Below are 17,464 nucleotides of genomic sequence, written 5' to 3' on the forward strand. Positions count from 1 at the left end.
GGGGACCCTGTGGGAGAGTAGGACACCGCCGGACTCAACGTAGCAACACACACAATGGCCACCCCAACGGGTGGCCATTGTGCGTTAACCACCACCACCCCGCCCGGCGCCCGGCGCCCGGTGGCCACGCGTCCAACAGCGACGCCCCCGCCCCATCCACCCCGCGGCGCACATCCAGCAGCGGTCGTGGCCAACTCAGGAGATCCAGCCGGGCCGTGCCGGGCATCCGCACCAATGCCGCACTAACCCGCGGCGGCCGTCTACTGCGGGCAACAGATGTCCTGAGTTAGCCACACACACACGGGCCCGGGTGCGAGGGCGCACACCTGCACCGACGACAGAGGGCCACCCGCGCGAGGGGGCCTGCCGTCGCTAAGCGAGGGTGAGTAGGCCCGTTCCGGGTGCAGTCATGCGGGGTGCGGGACCGGCCGCTGCTAGTTGATGGGGAGGAGGTTGCCGGCGGGGACGGGCTCGCCGTTGAGTATGTCGAGGGTCCAGCCGGCCTGGTCATGGACGACCACGTTGAGGGAGGCGTTCCTGATCGTGTCGACGGGCGTCTCGAGCGCCTGCATCAGCGTCAGTCGGATCAGTGTTCCGTGGCTGACTACGATGATGCGGGCACCCGGGTGGTTGCGGGCCAGCAGCTGCAGGGCCTCGACTCCGCGGTCGGCGACACTGGCCTCGGTTTCGGCGCCGTGGAAGCCGCCGATTCCGGTGGGGCCGCCGGGGACGCGGAGCGCGTCCAGCTCGGGGCCTGCGCCCAGTCCCTCGGCGGGACCGTAGTTGCGCTCGACGATCCCTGGGATGCGACCGGTGACGGTCAGGCCGAGGCCCCGGGCGATGAGATCGGCCGTCTCGGCTGCGCGGCTGAGCGGTGAGGAGACGACGAAGTCCCACTCCTGTGCGGCCAGGTGGCCGACGGCATCCGCTGCCTGGCCACGCCCGGTGTCATTGAGCGGGATGTCGGAGTGGCCCTGGATACGCAGAGCGGCATTCCAGTCGGTCTGGCCGTGGCGGATCAGGGCGAAGGTAGTTGTGGAACTCACCGTTCTATTCTGTCTCGGGCTGAGGTCGGGAGATGAATCGGGTCTCGACCGGGTCGAACATCGGGCGGATCGACTTTTGGAACAGAGCGCGGTGGCTCAGGTGACCGGGGACGACGCGAAAAGCACGTGCTTGCTCGTCACCAGGTCTGCTGCGTCGTAGATGCGGGCGAGGTCGAGGCCCGCGGCCCGGGCGCCGCGCTCTTCGGGCTCACTCTGCGGGGCCATCCGCCCGAGCATCACGCCGCCGAGGGCGCGCACGGCGCAGGCCGCGATGACGCCTTCCGGGGTACCGCCGATTCCCATCGAGAGGTCGACCGCGGCATCCGTCGATGCGGCGGCGATGGCCGTGGAGACGTCACCCTCGGCCGTGCGGAGCACGCGTGCTCCGGCGCACCCGAGTTCGCGGATGAGTTCGACGTGGCGCGGTTTGTCGAGCACAGCGACGGTGAGCGCGGTCTCGGGGATGCCGCTGGCGAGCGAGAACGCACGGAGGTTGCGGGTGGCGGAGGCGTGCAGGTCGAGCACGCCGTGACCGGCTGGGCCTGAGATGAGCTTCTCCATGTAGAAAACACCGGCGGGATCGAACATCGTGCCTCGGGGGGAGATGGCGATCACGCACACCGCCCCGGGCAGGTTCCGGGCGACGAGGGTCGTGCCGTCGAGCGGGTCGACTGCGATGTCGCAGTCCGGTCCGTTCCCCGTGCCGAGCTGCTCCCCGTTGGCAAGCATGGGGGCCTGGTCCTTCTCGCCCTCGCCTATCACCACGGTTCCGCGAAAAGGCGCGGTCAGGAGAACGGCACGCATGGCGGCGACGGCCGCCTGGTCGGCGTTGATCTTGTCGCCGCGACCCACCCAGGGCAGTGTGGCGCGTGCCGCCGCCTCGGTCGACGCGCGCACGGCGGCGACCAGCCCGGCCGGCCAGCCCTCGGCTCCGATCACGGTGGATTCGGGCAGGGGAGCGAACGGGCGGTGCTGCGGCATGGGCTACCTCTTGCTGGGACGGCGGTCTCGTGACCGGCAGCTGAAAGCCTACTCGCGTGCCCGGGGCGGGCACTCGTGCGGGCGACAGCGCGGGCGACAGCGCGGGCGACTCAGGGGGCGACTCAGCGGGCGGGTACCGGTGCGTGGGCTAAGCGAGCAGCTCACGGATGTCGGCGGCCGTCAGGGCGGTCCCGCGCGCGGCGCCATCCGTCATCACGCTCTCGAAGAGGCGGGCCTTCGTGGCCTTGAGGGCCATCACCTTTTCCTCGATCGTGTCCCGGGAGACCAGGCGGTAGACGAAGACGTTCTTCGTCTGGCCGATCCGGTGCATGCGGTCCACGGCCTGCGCCTCGGTGGCCGGGTTCCACCACGGGTCGAGCAGGATGGCGTAGTCGGCCTCGGTCAGGTTCAGGCCGAACCCGCCGGCCTTGAGGCTGATCAGGAAGACCGAATTGTTGCCGGCCTTGAAGCTCTCGATCACCTGCGCCCGGTTGCGGGTCTTGCCGTCGAGGTAGGAATAGCTGATGCCCGCGGCGTCGAGGCGTGCGCGGGCCTTGCCCAGGTACTTTGTGAACTGGCTGAAAATGAGGGTGCGATGCCCGCCGGCGACGACGTCCTCCAGCAGTTCGAGGAGCACGTCGAGCTTGGTCGACGGGATGTCGTCGTACTTCGTGTCGTAGAGGCTGGCATCGAGGCTGAGTTGGCGCAGCATGGTGAGCGAGCGGAAGATCTCGAAACGGTTGGAGTTCATGTCGTCGATCAGGCCGAGCACCTTCTGCCGTTCCCGCTGCAGGTGGGTGTCGTAGACCGCGCGGTGCTTCGGGTGCAGCGTGAGCTCAAGCACCTGCTCCTGCTTGGTGGGCAGGTCGCCGGCCACCTGCTCCTTCGTGCGGCGCAGCATGAACGGGCGGATGCGGCGGCGCAGCTGGTCGAGCCGGTCGCCGTCGGCATCCTTCTCGATCGGTTTCTGGTAGTAGTCGCCGAAGCGGCCGGGGCTGGGGAACAGTCCCGGTGCCGTGATTGAGAGCAGCGACCAGAACTCCATCAGGTTGTTCTCCAGCGGCGTGCCCGTGATCGCGAGCTTGAACGGGGTGGCCAGGCGGCGGGCGCACTGGTGGGCGCGGGACTTGCGGTTCTTGACGAACTGGGCTTCGTCGAGCAGCAGCCCGGACCAGGCCAGGGCCTCGTAGTCGCCGAAGTCCAGCCGGAATAGCGTGTACGAGGTGACGACGACGTCCGCGCCGGCGTGCAGCGAGGCCAGAGTGCTGCTGCGCTTGCCGGCGGTCTCGGTGATCGCGGCCACCCGCAGGCCGGGCGCGAATCGGGCGCACTCGGCCGCCCAGTTGGAGACCACGCTGGTGGGTGCCACGACCAGGAACGGCGCGCTCTGCCCCGGCTGCTCCCGCACGCGTTCCATCAGGGCGATGGCCTGCAGGGTCTTGCCGAGGCCCATGTCGTCGGCGAGGATGCCTCCCAGTTGATGGTCGTAGAGAAAGCTCACCCACTCGAAACCGGCCTGCTGATAGCCGCGCAGGGTGGCGTCGACCCCGGCCGGCAGCGGCTGTTCCGGAATCTGGGCGACGTCGGTGAGCCCGGACACGGTGTCGCGCCACGCGGCCGCCTGGCTGGCGACGACCCCGAGGGACTGCAGCTCCTCCCAGAGGTCGGCCTGGAACGGGCTGATCCCCAGGGACTCGGCGCCGGCGTCCTGCAGCCCTCGGGCCTCCTCGATCAGCCGGCGGAGCGTGTGCAGTTCGGGGCGGTCTAGATTGAACCAGGTGCCGCTGGGCAGGATCATCAGCTGCTGACCGACCGCCAGGGCCCGGAACAGGCTGTCGAACGGGATCTCTTCGCCGTCGATGCTGACGGCCACCTGCAGGTCGAACCAGTCCCGGTCATCCGGGCGTTCGGTGGTGCCCACGGTGATCACCGGCGCCTCGTCGGCCTGGCGGTAGTCGGGGGCATCGCCGGCGACCAGCACGGTGACATGGTCTGCGGCCGCCAGGGTCGGCACCACGGAGTCGAGGAAGCCGAGCATGGCGGTGCCGGCCAGGGTGGCGCGCTCGATCAGTACCGGCAGGCCGCTCTGCTGCCCTACCAGGGCCGGCACGGAGGTGAGGAGCGTCTGCACGTCGTGCAGGATCTGTCCCTCCCGGGTGCCGTCGCGAAACCTGTCATCGTCCGGCACCGGGCGGAGTGGCTGGTGGTATTCCGGGTAGTGCCACACCCAGTGCAGGGTGATGCGGGCATCCATCTGGTGCGTGACGGTCAGGGCCAGCACGGGCTGCGGGGTCTCGGGTAGGGCGAACGACTCGTCCCGGCTGGTCACGGTGACCCGGTGCCGAAGGAACGGGTAGAACTCGGCCAGGAAGTCGGCCTCGTCCGCGCCGGGCACCGCGATGGTGTCGGAGGCCGCCATGGCCCGCAGCTCCCGGCTGATCTCGCCCGACAGCGGGGCGAGGGTGATCTGCGGGGAATCGCTGCCGGACTGGCCCGCCCAGGTGTAGACGCCGTGGGCGGGGTTGCCGATGAACCCGAACGTGCCGCGCGCCTGCTGCTCGTCGCCCAGCAGCAGGACGGGGCGCAGCGTGAGGCCGTCGGACACACGACGGATGTCCAGCTCGAGGCACGCAGGAACGGGCGAGACGAGCACGGGATCCTGCTGCGCCGTGGCGGAGACCAGGGGGAGCCCGGCGTTCGCCGCGTCGTCGAGCAGGTCCCAGAGCGCTCGGTCGGGGAAAGCGTCGACCGGAATCCACTGGGTGGAGGTGGCGTAGTACGGGCGGGCCGCGAACTGCAGCGCGTAGAGCGCCGAGAGCACCCGCAGCTGGCCGCGGTCGAGCGACCCGTCGGTGGTCAGGTTCTCCCAGGTGACGCTGCCCCGGATCCACTTGCCCTGCTTGCCCATCATCACGGGCCGCGCCGCCAGCCGGCGCAGCCCCGGCTGACTGGCGAAACGCCCGTGCTCGGGAGCGAGAAGTTGGAACTGGAGGGCGAGGCGGGTGTCTGCGGACGGCGCGGAATCCGGTCGCGCCAGAGGAGCCAGCGTACTTCGCCACGCTGCCCGTGCGGAGAACCCGGCGGTGCCGACGGCCGACCCGGGCTCGCGGCCCAGGGCGGTGGCGGGGGCACCCGGCACTCCGCCGAGGCTGCGGCCCACGGCGCCGCCCTGGCTCGCGATCAGCAGCGCGGCGACATGCTTGCAGTTGCGCTTCATCGGGCAGGTGCAGACGCCGGATGCCCGCACCGCGGCGCCGGCGGAATCAAGGGTGAACGAGACGGTCACCGAATAGGGCGTCGGGTGAGAACCGCGCACCATGCCGAAGAGCTGGGTGTTCGAGCCGAACCAGGTCTCGGCATCAACGTGGCCGTTGCGGGCGTAGCGTTCGCCGCGTGAGAACGCCTGGCTGCCCACAAGGAGCGCGATGTCGTGGGAGCTGAACGTGTGGGCCATGGCGGGAACCATTCTTCCATGCCCCAGCCCGGCCGGCCGTGCCCGGCCGGCCGTGCCCGGCCGGCCGTGCCCGGCCGGGCGCATCAGGGGGCTACTCGACGTGCCCGTGTTCCTTCGAGGACCCCTTCGTCAACGTCTTTCCCTGGAAGAAGGCAGGGTTGACGCTGCGCTGGATCAGCATCAGCACGAGGCCGCCGATGAACAGCACCATCGCGAGGATGAACACGAGCCCGACCCCGCCGATGTTCGATCCGCTGCCGTAGTCGGGGTTCATGCTGTCGTAGAGAGTGGTTGCGAAGATGACCAGCAGGATGACCCCGCCGATCAGCGGCGCCAGGAGTTTGAGCAGGATGGCCCGGGGCCCGTTCAGCGAGTCGCGGAAATACCAGACGCAGGCAAACGCGGTGACCCCGTAGTAGAAGCAGATCATCATGCCCAGGGTCAGGATCGTGTCGGTGAGCACATCGGTGCTGAGCACGCGCATGATCGCGTAGAAGCCCCAGGCCACGATTCCTGCCATTACGGTGGCGAAGGCCGGGGACTTGTAGCGCGGGCTGATTGAGGCGAACCGCTTCGGGAACGCTTTGTAGTGGCCCATCGATAGCATGGTGCGTGCCGGCCCGACGAAGGTCGACTGCAGCGACGCGGCCGAGCTGGACAACACGGCCAGCGACATCAGGATGGCGTAGGGACCCATCACCGGTCCGGCGAGGGCGGCGAACACGTTGCCCTGGATCTCCTCATTGCCGAGTCCGAATTCGCCGGCGCCGATGCCGGAGAACATCAGGGCGGCGACCGCCACGAGGATGTAGAGCGCGAAGATGATGCCCACGGTCAACGTCGCCGCACGCCCGGGGGTTGTCTTCGGGTTCTTGGTCTCCTCGTTCATGGTCAGGGTGACGTCCCAGCCCCAGAAGATGAAGATCGAGAGCGAGACCCCGGCCGCGAAGGCCGAGAACGAAGGGGCGAGGAACGGGTTGAACCAGTCGGCGCTGAACGCAAGGGCATCGAAGGCGGTGCCTTCTACGACCTGCAGCAGGGCGGCGACGCTGAACCAGACCAGCACGATCAGCTGGAAGGCCACGAGCACGTACTGCACGGCCTTCGTGGTCTCCATGCCGCGGTACGAGACATAACAGGCCGCCACCATGAACACCAGACAGGTGAGCACGTTGATCACAACATTGTTCGTCAGGTCGGCGAGGCTCGGGTTGCCGAGAAGCTGGGCGAGCATCAGATAGAAGAAGTCGACGGCGACTCCGGCGAGGTTGGAGAGCACGACCACCGTCGCGACGATCAGACCCCAGCCGCCCATCCAGCCGAGCCACGGCCCGAAGGCGCGGGTGGCCCACGTGAAGGAGGTGCCGGCATCCGGCATGGCGTTGTTGAGCTCGCGGTAGCCGAGCGCCACCAGCAGCATGGGGATGAACCCGACCAGGAAGATGCCCGGCATCTGGGTGCCGACGGCCGCGACCGTCGGGCCGAGGGAGGCCGTCAGGGTGTACGCCGGCGCGATGCACGAGATGCCGATGACCGTGGCGCCGAGAAGCCCGATGGAGCCAGCGCTGAGGCCCTTCTCGGAAAGGCCGCCGGTGAGGGTGGAGGTGCCGGGCGTGGAGCCCGAGGAGGGATGTTGGCTAGTCATGGACTGTCCTTAGGGTCAGTGCGGCTTACGGGCGTCAGTGCCGGTGGGGACCACGATGAGGGGAACGGGGAGCGCGTGCAGCATGCGGTGCGCGGTGATGCCGAGGAAAATCGTGGTGGGCTGAGCCAGCCGGCTGGAGCCGACGAAGGCGATTTCGAACGGCTGCCAGTCGAGGGCCTCGACGGCGGCCTCGACGATGTGCCCGGACGCGACCTCGGTGGTGATGGTGCCGCGCGCCTTCGACCGACTCTGGAAGTACTCCAGGACGCCGTCGAGGTGGGCCTGGCTCTCGCTCTCGTCGACCGGGTGCCGACGACCGGCGTCGACCTCCACGAGCGTGACGAAACGCAGGTCGACCGTGAGGTCCGCCGAGAAGGCCACCAGTGAGTCGAGCAGCGTCTTCCAGCCCGGCCGGGTGCCGATGGCGCAGGTGATCCGGGTCAGCTGTGCGGGAGCCTTGTAGCCGCGGGGCGCGAGGGCGACGGGCGCCGGCGAGGCGTGCAGGAGCGCGTTGGCCACGCTGCCGATCGTGAATCGGTTCATCAGGCCGCGGCGTGAGGCCCCGACGACGATGCGGTCCGAGTCGAACGCGCGAGCGGCCTGGAGCAGCCCTTCCGTGGTGGAGTCGGCGTAGAAGAGATGCGTTGTGGCGACCACGTCATCGGGAACCAGGGCCTTGCCCTGTTCCAGCCATTCGAGGGCCTGCTCCTCGAGCAGAGCCTGGTAGTCGGGGGAGGTGGAAGCACCGACCCGGGCCGGGACGGTGGATGAATGATGCGGAAGCACAAGACACAGACGCAGCTCGGAGCGGGTCAGGCGCGCCAGCGCGACACCCAGCTCGACGGTGTCATTGCCCCGTTCGGTCGCTTCGTATGCGATGACGTAGTTGGCTACTCGGGTCACGCTGGTTTCTCCCTCGGTTCGCGACGGGTGTCGCACTCAGTGGTCATAGTGGTGTGGATTATGGGCGGGCTGATCATGTTCATGGTCATGCTCGGCGTGCTCGCCCGGCGCACAGTGCGCCGGGCTGCGTTCCACGTCGAGCGACGGATTGCGGTCGAAGAAGCCGACCGGCTTGAGCCAGAACGACACGGTGTCGACCGGCATGATCGGCCACTCTTCCGGTCGGGTGATGTGGTGGATACCGAAGACGTACCAGAGCACGATATCGGCGTTCCGCACCGGTCGGCGAGCCTGGATCCACTCGGGCAGGCCGTGGTCGACCGCGCTCTGGTTGACGAACTCGCCGCACGGCCAGCGTTCGGACTCGTCGTTCGGGGTGACCCAGACCGTGTGCCCGATCACCTGGGCGCGTTGGAGGGCAGGCGCCGCCTGGTCGAAGAAGGACGGGATGGCTCCGCCGGGCACCAGCTTGTAGGACACGGGGGTGCCGAGGCCGTTGAGCGAGTTCTCGTTCACGACCTTCCAGGCCCGTTGGGTGTCCCAGTTGTAGTCGTCGAACCCCTCGGTCTCGATCGGGGTGTTCAGCTGGGTGATCGCGAGGCCGAGCGGGTTTGCGGCGCTGATCGGCTCGGCCTGCGTCTCGGTGCGGAACACCGTGTTCTCGCGGCCGTCGACGTCGAGGTCCATCCGGGCCACGATGAAGTGCTGGTGGAACGGCGCGTAGGTGCGCGTGTCGACCAGGGTTCCGTTGGGGTGCGGCTGGCCCTCGTCGAGGTGCGTCACCACCATGATCCCGGTGGCGCGCACCTCGCATTCCATGTTGCCGTCCTGGTAGAAGCGCCAATAGACGAGGTACTCGTAGTTCGCTACCGTGACGTGGAAGGACACGACGAGCCGGCGCATCCGGCGCACCTCGGCACTGCCGTTGTGGTCGACGTGCTTCCAGAGCACCGCGTTGTCTTCCTCGTGGATGCAGAACGCGTTCGGGATGCTGTACGGCTCGCCCTTGCTGTTGTGCAGCACGGCATCGAGGTAGCGGATTTCGCCGAGGCAGTCGCAGCCGAGCTCGAGCGAGGTGGTCATGAAGCCGAGGCCCCACTCGCCGATGTCGAAGGCGGTGCGACGGAAATGGTCGACGCTGGGGTCGCGGTAGGGCACGACCATCTCCGCGAACGACAACCGGTTGGCGATGGGCCGCACCCGGCCGCCGTCCCGGTAGCCCACGGTGTGCAGGGTCATGCCCTCGCGGTAGTTGAAGCCCACCCGGAGCGACCAGTTCTGCCACTCGACCAGGTTGCCGTCGAGCGTGAAGCTCGGGCCGTCGGGCTGCCCGATGTCGAGCGGGGTGAGCGGCGGGCGCGGGCTTCGATCCCGGATGCGCCGGGGCACCAGGTGCGGCACGTATTCGCCCATTCCCGCCGGCGGTTCGACCGTGAACGAGTCCTCCACCTCGAGCAGTTCCATGGTGTTGACGTCGAGCACGAAGTGCAGGCCGCTGACCGGTCCCGCATAGGGGTTGGCGTCGGTGGACGCCCGGACCCAGACGTCTGACCAGCCCAGGCGGCGGCCGCGATACCGGTCGGGGATTACCGCGTCGCCGTAGGTCCAGGTGTCGATGAAGACCAGGTCGAGGTCGGTGATGCCCCGGCGGGCGAGAGTGGCGATCACATCGGGGTGGGCGCGAAGGGCGGCGTCGGCTTCCTCCCACTCGTCGACGGTGAAGTTCGCCTGCATCCCCGGCACCGTTTCCCACTCGAGCAGGGCGTCGGTCGTGAGCGAGACGACGCCCACCCAAGTGGTGTTCTCGGCGCGGTGGAGCACAACCAGCCGTGCGCGTCGGTCGGGAACCGCGCTGGTAGCTGTGAACTCGGCGACGGCGCTCCGGGGCGGCTCGACCAGCTCGATCGAGGTGAACCGCCACCCGTCGGCGACGCCGCGCTCGCGGGCGAGGATGGCGACGGCGGAGGTGAACTCAGCGGCGGAGAGCGGGTCGAGCGGGTGGAAAGTCATCGAGGGGCCTCTGTTCTCGTTGGCGGTGGTCGAGCCTGGCGGTGGTCGAGCCTGTCGAGACCCGTGTTTATTCCAGCGCGCTCATCACGTGCTTGATCCGGGTGTAGTCCTCGACGCCGTACATCGACAGGTCTTTGCCGTATCCGGACTGCTTGAAACCGCCGTGTGGCATCTCGGCGGTCAGCAGGAGATGGGTGTTGATCCACACCGCGCCGAAGTCGAGGTCGCGGGAGACCCGCATGGCCGTGGCGTGGTCGAGGGTCCACACGCTGGAGGCGAGCGCGTAGTTGACATCGTTCGCGAGCGTGACCGCGTGCTCCTCCGACGTGAAGGGCTGCACCGTGATCACCGGGCCGAACGTTTCCTCCTGCACGATCGCATCCGTTTGGCGCACCTGAGTGACGACTGTGGGCTCGAAAAAGAAGCCCTCGGTGCCGACCTGGTGTCCGCCGGTGGCAATGACAGCGTGGTCGGGCAGGGCCGCGACCTTGCGCGAGACGTCGCCGAAATGGTTGACGTTGTTGAGCGGCCCGAAGTAGTTGTCGGCGTCGTCGGCCGACCCGGTAGTGCGGCTGCGGGCCTCGGCGACGAGTGCGTCGACGAACTCGTCATGGATGGACTCGTGCACGAGCACTCGCGTGATGGCCGTGCAGTCCTGCCCGGCGTTATAGAAGGAGAAGTCGGCGATGGCGGCGGCGGTCACGCTGACGTCGACGCCGGCGAAGACCAGGGCCGGCGCCTTGCCGCCGAGCTCGAGATGGGCCCGCTTGAGCGTCTTCGCGGCGCCGGCGGCGACGGCCATACCGGCCCGCACGCTGCCAGTGATCGAGACCAGGCCGGGTACCGGATGCTCGACGATCGCGGCCCCGGTGCCGCCGTTGCCGAGCACGATGTTCATCACGCCGTCGGGGAGGATGCCCTGGCTGATCCGGGCGAGTTCGAGGGTCGACTCCGGGGTGGTGTCGCTGGGCTTGAGCACGAGGGTGTTGCCGGCCGCCAGCGCGGGGCCGATCTTCCAGATGGCCATCAGGAAGGGGAAGTTCCACGGGGTGACCTGCCCGACCACGCCGATCGGTTCGCGGCGTACCCAGGAGGTCATGCCGGGCAGATATTCACCGGCGGACTTGCCCTCGAGCAGTCGGGCGGCACCGGCGAAGAAGCGCAGCTGATCGGCGCCGGCCGCGACCTCGTCAACGGCGATCGTGGCGCGAGGTTGGCCCGTGTTGCGGTGCTGGGCCTCCACGATGGCGTCGCTCTCGGCATCGATCGCGTCGGCGAGGCGCAGCAGCGCGCGCTGCCGCTCGGCGGGAGTGGTGCGGCCCCAGGTGCGGAAGGCGGTCTTCGCGGCGGTCATCGCGTCGTCGACGTCGGCCGCGGTGGAGACCGGGGCCCGGGCAACCCGGCGTCCCGTTGTGGGATCGACGATGTCGAGCAGCTCGGTGCCGGAGGGAGTGACAAAGCGGCCGTTGATGAAGTTTTTAAGGGTGGGGGTGGCCACGGGCCTGATCCTCTGCGCTGAGTGTAGAAACGGGTCTTTTGTTCGGTAAGTATGGCATCCGACAGAGGAATTCGGATACCCGGACGAAAACTGGGTCGTGATGGGGCTGCCGCCGTAGCACCGCCGAGTTGTCTCCGGACCGCTGGCGCGTTTTCTCGATGTCCCCTAAACTTGAGTCCAACAGGCTCAGCTTTTTGCCGACCTGCGACGAGAGCGGCCGGCCCGAGAGAGGATCTTCCGATGCAAGCAGGTCAGCAACCGCCCCAGGAAGAAGCGAAGACGGCGTTGGAGCAGTACGGTGTCAACCTCACCGAGATCGCCCGGACCGGCAAGCTTGACCCGGTGATCGGGCGGGACGCGGAGATTCGGCGGGTCAGTCAGGTACTCACCCGCCGCACCAAGAACAACCCGGTGCTGATCGGTGAACCCGGCGTGGGCAAGACCGCCGTTGTGGAGGGACTGGCCCAGCGCATCGTGGCCGGCGATGTGGCCGACTCCCTCAAGGGCAAGCAGCTGGTCTCCCTCGACCTGGCGGCCCTGGTGGCGGGGGCCAAGTATCGCGGCGAGTTCGAGGAGCGGCTCAAGGCCGTACTCAAGGAAATCAACGACGCGCAGGGGCAGATCATTACCTTCGTCGACGAGCTGCACACCCTGATGGGTGCCGGCGGCGGCGAAGGGTCCGTGGCGGCCTCCAACATGCTCAAGCCCATGCTCGCCCGCGGCGAGTTGCGCCTGATCGGTGCGACCACGCTCAACGAGTACCGCGAATTCATCGAGAAGGATGCCGCCCTCGAGCGCCGGTTCCAACCGGTGCTGGTCGACGAGCCCAGTGCGGAAGACACTGTGGCCATCCTGCGCGGGCTCAAGGAGCGCTACGAGGCCCACCATAAGGTGTCGATCGCGGACTCGGCGCTGGTGGCCGCGGTCTCCCTCTCCAACCGGTACATCACCGCCCGCCAGCTGCCGGACAAGGCCATCGACCTGATCGACGAGGCGGCCAGCCGGCTGCGGATGGAGATCGACTCCGCTCCCGTGGAAATCGACGAACTGCGTCGCAGGGTGCAGAGGCTGGAGTTGGAAGAGCTCGCGCTGAAAAAAGAGAAGGACGACGCCTCTAAGGCTCGCCTGGGGAAGTTGCGTGCTGACCTTGCCGAATACACGGTGGCCCTTGCTGAGCTGCAGGACCGCTGGGACAAGGAGCGTTCCTCGCTCAACCGGATCGGCGATCTGAGGAAGCGCTTGGTGAGCACCCGCAGCCAGGCCGAGGTGGCCGAGCGCGAGGGCAACCTGGAGAAGGCGTCCAGGCTGCTCTACGGCGACATCCCGGTGATCGAACGGGAACTCGCCGAAGCGGAGCAGACCGAGCAGGATGGGCCGCGGATGGTCGGTGACCAGGTCACCGCGGAGGACATCGCCGCCGTGGTCGCGATGTGGACCGGCATCCCGGTAGGGCGGCTGCTGCAGGGCGAGACGGAGAAGCTGCTGAACCTCGAGGGTGAGCTCGGGCACCGCTTGGTCGGGCAGAAGCAGGCCGTGCGCGCGGTCGCCGACGCCGTGCGCCGCAGCCGGGCCGGCATCTCCGACCCGGACCGGCCGACCGGTTCGTTCCTCTTCCTCGGGCCGACCGGCGTGGGCAAGACGGAGCTGGCGAAGGCGCTCGCCGAGTTCCTCTTCGACGACGAAAAGGCGATGGTGCGCATCGACATGAGCGAGTACGGGGAAAAGTTTTCCGTGTCCCGTCTGGTCGGGGCTCCTCCCGGCTATATCGGCTACGAGCAGGGCGGGCAGCTGACCGAGGCCGTGCGCCGCCGCCCGTATTCGGTGATTTTGTTCGACGAGGTGGAGAAGGCGCATCCGGAGGTCTTCGATGTCTTGCTGCAGGTGCTCGACGACGGCCGGCTCACGGATGGCCAGGGCCGCACCGTGGACTTCCGCAACACGATCCTGGTGCTGACCTCGAACCTCGGGTCGGCGTTCCTGATCGACCCGGTGCTCAGCCGGGACGAGAAGGAGGCGGCCGTGCAGGCACTCGTGCGCAAGACGTTCAAGCCCGAGTTCGTCAACCGTCTCGACGACATCGTCGTGTTCGAATCGCTGTCGATGGAGGACCTCGGCCAGATCGTCGGGCTGCTCGTTGACCGGTTGGAAAAGCGGCTGATCGAGCGGCGGCTCGAGCTGGGCGTGACCCCGGATGCCCGCACCTGGCTGGCGGAACGCGGCTATGACCCGATCTACGGTGCGCGCCCGCTGCGGCGGTTGATGCAGACCGAGATCGACGACAGGTTGGCGACCGCGATCCTGTCGGGCGCCGTGCGGGACGGCGAGACGGTGCGGGTGGACCTGGCGCCGGACGGGGAATCGCTCAGCGTCGCATCCGCCCCGTTGCTGGTCGTGGACCCGGCCGACCTCGACGACGACGCGCTGCTGTAGTTCTGTCCGTCGCCGGATTTCGCGTTTAGCGGAATTCGGCGGGAATACGACGGAACGGGCCCCCTGCCCGGTGACAGTCAGGGGGGCTGGCATAGGGTCGAAGCATGCGTGCAACAGTGATTTACGGGGAACGGGACATCCGCCTCGAAGAAGTATCCGATCCGATTCTCTCCACCGGCGGTGACGCCATCGTGCGCGTCGTCGCAGCCTGCGTCTGCGGCTCAGATCTCTGGCCCTACCGCGGCATCCATCCCACCGAGGAGCCGAAACGAATCGGCCACGAGTTCGTCGGCATCGTCGAGGAAATCGGCGCCGACGTCAGCCGGGTCAAGGTCGGCGACTTCGTCATCGCGCCGTTCTACGACTGCGATAACACGTGCATCAACTGCCAGAACGGCACCAGCACCTCCTGCCTGAACGGCGGCTGGTGGGGCTCGGACGACCAGCTCGGCGGCTTCGCCGACGGCGCCCAGGGCGAGAAAGTGCGCGTGCCGCACGCCGACGGGTCGCTCGTTGCGACGCCGACCCTGCCCACCGATGCCCAGGTTCCCGGTCTCCTGACCCTCGCCGACGTCATGGGCACCGGCCACCACGCCGCGGTCTCCGCCGGTGTGACCGCGGGCAGCACGGTCGTCGTCGTCGGTGACGGCGCGGTCGGCCTCTGCGCCATCATCGCGGCCAAGCGGCTCGGGGCCTCCCGGATCGTGGCCATGTCGCGTCACCCCGAACGGCAGATCGTGGCCCGCGAGTTCGGCGCGACCGAGATCGTCGAGGAGCGCGGCGAGGCCGGCGTGGCCCGCATCCGTGAGCTGTTCGACGGCATCGGCGCGGATTGCGTGCTCGAGTGCGTCGGCACCAAGGAGTCGATGGAGCAGGCCATCGCGTCGGCCCGTCCCGGCGGAATGGTCGGCTACGTGGGCGTGCCCACCGGCGGACCGATCGAGGTTAGCCCGCTGTTCGGGCGGAACGTGGGCCTGAACGGCGGCGTCGCATCCGTGCGCGGCTACGTCGAAGAGTTGCTGCCGGAAGTGCTCTCGGGTGCCATCAACCCCGGCCGCGTGTTCGACCTGCAGCTGCCGCTGGCCGAGGTTGCCGAGGCCTACGCCGCCATGGACGAGCGCCGCGCCATCAAGGTGATGCTGCTCCCGTAGGCACGGAGATCACACGTGTCGGGAGGGGGAGCTCGACGGGCTCGATCACCGCGACGGGCAGGATCACCGCGGCCGGCTTCGGCGCTTCCAGCAGTAGTCGACGGGCCGTGAGGCCGATGACGGCACTGTAGGTGGGGTAGGCGAAGCGCACCCGGGCCAGAGTGGCGACGTCGACGCCGGCGGCCATCGCCGTCGTCACGGATTGGATCACTTCGACCGCGTTCTCCCCGGTGGCATGGGCGCCGAGGATCAGCTCCCGCCGCCGGTCGGCGATCAGCTTGAGGAAGCCAGGTTCCCGACCGTCGATCACAGCGCGGTCGAGTTCGGCGTAGGGCACTGTCGCGACGACGCAGTGCGGGTCGCGAGCCCTGGCCTCCTCCTCGGTGAAGCCCACGCCCGCGTAGTCGGGGTCGGTGAAACCGCCGGCCGGGAGCAGGTGGTGCGGCGTTCTGCGATTGGCGCCCAGCACCGCGTTCTCGGCCGCGGCCTCGCCCTCGAATTGGGCCGCCTGTACGAGCATGTCCCGGCCGTTCGCGTCGCCGACCGCGAAAATATGGGGCACGACACTCCGGAAGTACTGGTCCACCGGGATGGCGGAACGTTCGATGGTGATGCCAGCCCGGTCGAGCCCGAGGTCGTCGACATCCGCCGGCCAACCGGTGGACATAATGACGGCGTCGAAGGCGGAAGACTGTTCCGTTCCTTTTTCGCGCCAGGACAGGGTGAGGGTTCCGTCGGCGTCCGGCTCGATCGCCGTCACCGCTTCGATGCCCGTGTGCACGGCCACGCCCTGCTCGCGGAACGCCGCCGAGACCGTGGCGGAGATGTCGGAATCCGACGCCATCAGGATGCGCGGTGCCACATCGAGCACGGTCACGTCGGAGCCGAAGGAGCTGAACACCGTGACCAACTGGGCGCCGGTGTTTCCGGCGCCGATCACGGCTACCCGTCGGGGTAGCGACGGCAGCTTCAGAATGTCTTCCGGGACCGTCGCCAAGTGCGCCCCCGGCACGGCGAGTCGCCGAGAATGCCCGCCGACGCAGACCAGGAACGTGGCGGCGGTGAGGATGCGGCCGGTGTCCAGGACCACGGAATGCGGGTCGATGAATCGCGCCCGACCTTCCAGAACCAGTTCGATTCCGGCGGCCGCGAACCTCTCGGCCTCGCTCTTGATCGAGCGCACCTTGTTCACCCGCGACTGCACCCGGTCTCCCATGGTGGCCCAGTCGATGACGGGGCCGTTGACTACGATCCCGTAGGTATCTGCCGCGCGCACCTCGCGCATCAGGCGCGCCGCCTTGGCGAGCACCCGCGTCGGCACGCACCCCGTGTTCACGCAGGTCCCGCCGAGCTGGTCGGCCTCCGCCACGGCGACCCGGGCTCCCAGTTCGGCGGCACGGAGCGCCGCGGCCGTTCCCGCCGGCCCCGCGCCGATGATGACGACATCAAAGTGATTTGGGGTGTGTTCGGTCATCGTGGTCTCCACCGGTGTTCACTGCTGGGAGCAGCCGGGCGCGTTGCCGGGAAAAATAGTCGAATCATGTTTGTACCTGACGGGGCTGTGGAGTTACTGTGTCGGGGCGGGCTCTTGCTGCTGGTCGTTGACTAGTCGTTGACCAGTCGTTGACCAGGAGAAGCTCGACGAGAGGCTTGCGGGTGCGCGGGGCGGACTCGCGTTCGAGCAGCTCGGGGGAGAGCAGGGAGACGTCGCCGAGCACGCCGAGGGCGGTGCCGTCGAAGCCGCCGAGGGCGGTGCCGTCGAAGCCGCCGAGCTGGTGGGTGTGCAGTCCCTCGTGCTGGGCCTGGATCGTCAGATGGGCGACGGCCTGACCCAGGTCGTAGCGGGCCCACGGGTTCTCGCGGGTCACGTCGATCGGCAGAGTGGCGACGTTGACGATCAGCACGGAGGCGGCATTCGCCCCCGCCTTGTTGAAGCCCATCAGCGTCTCATGGATCTTCGCGAAGCTGTCCGAGCCGCGGCGGGCGACGATGAAGCGGGTCGGCTGCATATTGCTGGCCGAGGGAGCCCAACGGGCGGCCTCGAGCACGGTGGTCAGAGTGGCTTCGTCGACGAGGGCCGTCGGGTAGAAGCCGCGGGGGCTCCAGCGCCCGGCGAGCACGGGGAGGAGGGGCGACGCCGTGTGGGCGGCGCGGCTGAGGGTGTTGGTGATGAGGTTCGTAGGCCCATCTTTCGCCAGAGTCTGGCTGGGATGGCGGGGCAACGCTGACCCATCCACTCCAACGCGGGCGGCGGCACACTGTTCCGCTACGACCTGCCGCTGCGGTATACGCATCGCCGAAGCATCTCACGAGCGGGTAGGCGTCGGAATGCGGCGTCGAAACCGA

11 protein-coding genes are annotated in these 17,464 nt (G+C 68.3%); 2 read left to right on the top strand and 9 right to left on the bottom strand.

Going from position 1 to position 17,464, the window contains the following annotated elements; genetic code table 11:
* Positions 1 to 434 precede the first annotated feature (434 nt).
* The 7 genes from E3O28_RS12265 to E3O28_RS12295 form a co-directional block, all read right to left on the bottom strand.
* The gene (locus E3O28_RS12265; protein ID WP_134416196.1) at positions 435 to 1,046 is read right to left on the bottom strand and encodes a histidine phosphatase family protein; all 612 of its coding nucleotides are present in this window, start codon (positions 1,044 to 1,046) and stop codon (positions 435 to 437) included.
* A 96-nt stretch (positions 1,047 to 1,142) separates the two neighbouring features.
* The gene (locus E3O28_RS12270; protein WP_134416198.1) at positions 1,143 to 2,027 is read right to left on the bottom strand and encodes a fructose-bisphosphatase class II family protein; all 885 of its coding nucleotides are present in this window, start codon (positions 2,025 to 2,027) and stop codon (positions 1,143 to 1,145) included.
* Positions 2,028 to 2,175: 148 nt separating this feature from the next.
* Positions 2,176 to 5,481 carry a DEAD/DEAH box helicase gene (locus E3O28_RS12275; RefSeq protein ID WP_166784815.1) on the bottom strand — a complete coding sequence of 1,102 codons (3,306 nt, stop codon included), beginning with the start codon at positions 5,479 to 5,481 and terminating at the stop codon, positions 2,176 to 2,178.
* Between the two features lie 91 nt (positions 5,482 to 5,572).
* Entirely contained in the window at positions 5,573 to 7,126 is a 1,554-nt protein-coding gene (locus E3O28_RS12280; protein WP_134416202.1) for an APC family permease, read from the bottom strand.
* 15 nt (positions 7,127 to 7,141) lie between these two features.
* Positions 7,142 to 8,029 carry a universal stress protein gene (locus E3O28_RS12285; protein WP_241973120.1) on the bottom strand — a complete coding sequence of 296 codons (888 nt, stop codon included), beginning with the start codon at positions 8,027 to 8,029 and terminating at the stop codon, positions 7,142 to 7,144.
* A gap of 36 nt (positions 8,030 to 8,065) precedes the next feature.
* Entirely contained in the window at positions 8,066 to 10,039 is a 1,974-nt protein-coding gene (locus E3O28_RS12290) for a primary-amine oxidase (protein ID WP_134416204.1), read from the bottom strand.
* Between the two features lie 67 nt (positions 10,040 to 10,106).
* On the bottom strand, positions 10,107 to 11,546 hold the full coding sequence (locus E3O28_RS12295; protein ID WP_198411579.1) for an aminobutyraldehyde dehydrogenase: 1,440 nt from the start codon (positions 11,544 to 11,546) through the stop codon (positions 10,107 to 10,109).
* A 231-nt stretch (positions 11,547 to 11,777) separates the two neighbouring features.
* Between E3O28_RS12295 and E3O28_RS12300 the strand changes: the two genes are divergently transcribed.
* Both E3O28_RS12300 and E3O28_RS12305 read left to right on the top strand, forming a co-directional pair.
* Positions 11,778 to 13,967: an AAA family ATPase gene (locus E3O28_RS12300; protein WP_134343196.1), complete on the top strand. Its 2,190-nt coding sequence runs from the start codon at positions 11,778 to 11,780 to the stop codon at positions 13,965 to 13,967.
* 104 nt (positions 13,968 to 14,071) lie between these two features.
* Positions 14,072 to 15,118, top strand: coding sequence for a zinc-dependent alcohol dehydrogenase family protein (locus E3O28_RS12305; RefSeq protein WP_134416206.1), 1,047 nt, complete (start codon positions 14,072 to 14,074; stop codon positions 15,116 to 15,118).
* Here E3O28_RS12305 and E3O28_RS12310 read toward each other — a convergent pair.
* Entirely contained in the window at positions 15,096 to 16,592 is a 1,497-nt protein-coding gene (locus E3O28_RS12310; RefSeq protein WP_134416208.1) for an NAD(P)/FAD-dependent oxidoreductase, read from the bottom strand. The two genes, E3O28_RS12305 and E3O28_RS12310, sit on opposite strands and share 23 nt — an antisense overlap.
* A 64-nt stretch (positions 16,593 to 16,656) precedes the next feature.
* Positions 16,657 to 17,340 carry a nitroreductase family protein gene (locus E3O28_RS12315; RefSeq protein WP_347232384.1) on the bottom strand — a complete coding sequence of 228 codons (684 nt, stop codon included), beginning with the start codon at positions 17,338 to 17,340 and terminating at the stop codon, positions 16,657 to 16,659.
* Positions 17,341 to 17,464 lie beyond the last annotated feature (124 nt).

This window comes from Cryobacterium sp. TMT2-14 (genome assembly GCF_004402465.1).
In the GTDB taxonomy this organism is placed as follows: domain Bacteria; phylum Actinomycetota; class Actinomycetes; order Actinomycetales; family Microbacteriaceae; genus Cryobacterium; species Cryobacterium sandaracinum.

Excerpts from the sequence above, each read along its gene's own strand:
- E3O28_RS12270 (WP_134416198.1), bottom strand. The coding sequence starts at position 2,027 with ATGCCGCAGCACCGCCCGTTCGCTCCCCTGCCCGAATCCACCGTGATC.
- E3O28_RS12275 (WP_166784815.1), bottom strand. The coding sequence starts at position 5,481 with ATGGCCCACACGTTCAGCTCCCACGACATCGCGCTCCTTGTGGGCAGC.
- E3O28_RS12280 (WP_134416202.1), bottom strand. The coding sequence starts at position 7,126 with ATGACTAGCCAACATCCCTCCTCGGGCTCCACGCCCGGCACCTCCACC.
- E3O28_RS12290 (WP_134416204.1), bottom strand. The coding sequence starts at position 10,039 with ATGACTTTCCACCCGCTCGACCCGCTCTCCGCCGCTGAGTTCACCTCC.
- E3O28_RS12300 (WP_134343196.1), top strand. The coding sequence starts at position 11,778 with ATGCAAGCAGGTCAGCAACCGCCCCAGGAAGAAGCGAAGACGGCGTTG.
- E3O28_RS12305 (WP_134416206.1), top strand. The coding sequence starts at position 14,072 with ATGCGTGCAACAGTGATTTACGGGGAACGGGACATCCGCCTCGAAGAA.
- E3O28_RS12310 (WP_134416208.1), bottom strand. The coding sequence starts at position 16,592 with ATGACCGAACACACCCCAAATCACTTTGATGTCGTCATCATCGGCGCG.